2 protein-coding genes are annotated in these 2302 nt (G+C 39.4%); both read left to right on the forward strand.

What is annotated here, in order from left to right; translation table 11 throughout:
• Window positions 1–542 precede the first annotated feature (542 nt).
• Entirely contained in the window at window positions 543–812 is a 270-nt protein-coding gene (locus MF646_RS23000; protein WP_250098829.1) for a DUF4352 domain-containing protein, read from the forward strand.
• 374 nt (window positions 813–1186) lie between these two features.
• Window positions 1187–2239 (forward strand): NAD(P)-dependent alcohol dehydrogenase, encoded by a 1053-nt coding sequence (locus MF646_RS23005; RefSeq protein WP_250098830.1) that lies wholly within the window; start codon window positions 1187–1189, stop codon window positions 2237–2239.
• Window positions 2240–2302: the final 63 nt, after the last annotated feature.

Raw genomic sequence — 2302 nt, forward strand, 5'->3', positions numbered from 1 at the left:
TATATGCATAAACAGAATGCTGAAGGCGCTGAAGAGCTCTGTTCCGAAGGAACAGCCTCTTTCTCGAATGGGCCGATGGTTACAACGTGAGTATACATCTCTGAAAAAACTCCATGTCTCCCTGTGAGACGAACCCTTTCTCTTCGTAACACAACGTGAGTTACTTCTTAGAACAACTCCATGAGTAACCATCCCCGTAGAAGAGAAAGGGTGAGCCAGGACGTTGCCAGGCACCCTAAAGCATTCCTTTGTGGAATGCTTTTTTTGTTGTATTTTAAAAAACAGAGGGAGAGGTGTCCAAGTTTCTCTTAGAAAATATGACGTTGGGACAAGGGCAGACTTCATCACAGGGAAGTAAGGGGGCGGATCTCTTGCTTCTTTTCCGCTAAAGGGAGGAAACACTAGATCCGTCCCGTTGCTTTTTTATGGAAATGTGCAGTTAGAAATGGAGAGGCTAGAGGTTATTAGTGAAGATGAAGCTTGGGGGCTTATGCAAAAAAGGCAATCCGTTTAATGATGAATCAGGTGACAATTAAGAATACGTGTTAGCGAAGTTTTATGTGAAGGTACATGAAGTCGAGGAAGAACCGTTTGACTTGAATCATGCACAATTTGATGCAATCAGTGCAACAGGGAATTCGTACGATGATTTTGTTGCTGTCTCAAGGCTAGAACCGGACTTGTGGAATAAGATGTATGAAGGAGCAGAACGTGAAGGGTATACGTATTTCCTTGTTGATAAAGACGATGACAACCCACTTGCAGCGTTCAAACGCCGAAGTGATGCAGAAGTTTGGTTTAAGTTGCGATAGATTTGAAGACATGCTGGGACAGGTAAGGTGGCCCAGTGTCCCTTGCTCGGCAAGTAGGTTCTAATTCGCATAAATCTTGCAGGTCAAATAGGCTACCTTGTCTTCTATAGTCATAGGGAGTCTTCATCCGGTCGTTAGTTATGTGTGGTAACTTATTCATTCGACTTTTGGGGAGGTACTCTTTTTTAATATCTTAAAAGCCTTACAAGACATAGGATTTAAATCATTAATTTATCTAACTAAATTAATAAAGAAAACGGAGAAAATTAAAAAGGGAAATTAGTTGGGACTGTAGAAGTATGTAAAAAGTTATTGTTCATAGCAGGGCAAGTATGTGTAAGTTATCATAATTGAAACAACAACGAGGAGGAAGTATGTCTAAACATATGAAGGCTGCCATTTTACTAGAGCCAGGAAAAATTGAGTTGCAAAATAGAAATATCCCTATCCCTGCAAGTGATGAAGTACTAATTAAAGTACAATCAGTTGGTTTGTGTGGATCAGATGTTCATTACTATCAACACGGCCGTATTGGTAATTTTATTGTAGAAAAACCTATTATACTAGGGCATGAATCTTCTGGTGAAATAGTTGAAATTGGTTCAGAAGTAAAGCATTTAAAAATAGGACAAAGAGTAACTGTTGAACCTGGTGTGACGTGTGGTGTATGTGAGTACTGTAAATCAGGAAAGTACAATCTATGTCCAGAAGTAAAATTCTTGGCAACACCACCATACGATGGTGCTTTTTGTGAATATATTGCCATTCGTTCAGATTTTGTATTTCCTATTCCTGATGAGATGTCATTTGATGAGGCAGCCATGGCTGAACCGATTTCTGTTGGTATCCATGCGATGAGGAGAGGAAGATTACAGGTAGGAGAAACGGTTGTTATTATGGGTATGGGGCCAATTGGCATGTTAAGTGCAGTGGTTGCTCACTTGTCTGGTGCTAACAAGGTCATAGGTGTAGATTTTGAAGAATCACGTCTAGAATTATCCAAAAAGATGGGTGTAACAGATACTGTAAACTTAAAAAATGAGAATTTAGCAGAAAGAATCTCTGAAATTACAGGTGGAAAAAATGTGGATCTGGCTTTGGAGACAGCAGGCAATGCGAAGGCATTACAATCTGCCCTGACCTCAGTAAAAAGAGGAGGAAGAGTGGTCGTTGTTGGGTTACCTCCAGAAGATATTGCTACTCTAAATATTAACGAAATTGTTGGAGGAGAAATCGATATATTTGGAGTGTTTCGCTATTCCAATACCTATCAAACTGCAATTGATATGATTTCTCAATGTAAAGTAGCAGGAATTGATTTGAAAAATATGATGACACACTATTATTCTTTGGATGAAACAAAAGAAGCCTTTGAAAAGGCAATATCAGATAGAACAAATGCAATTAAAGTTATGATAAGACCGTAGGGTAAAGGGGACAGGTAAGGAGAGCTTATCTCACAAAAAACTCGACAAAGACTTCTTTGTCGA

Source organism: Halalkalibacter alkaliphilus (assembly GCF_023555415.1).
GTDB lineage: Bacteria > Bacillota > Bacilli > Bacillales > Bacillaceae_D > Halalkalibacter > Halalkalibacter alkaliphilus.

Excerpts from the sequence above, each read along its gene's own strand:
- MF646_RS23005 (WP_250098830.1), top strand. The coding sequence starts at position 1,187 with ATGTCTAAACATATGAAGGCTGCCATTTTACTAGAGCCAGGAAAAATT.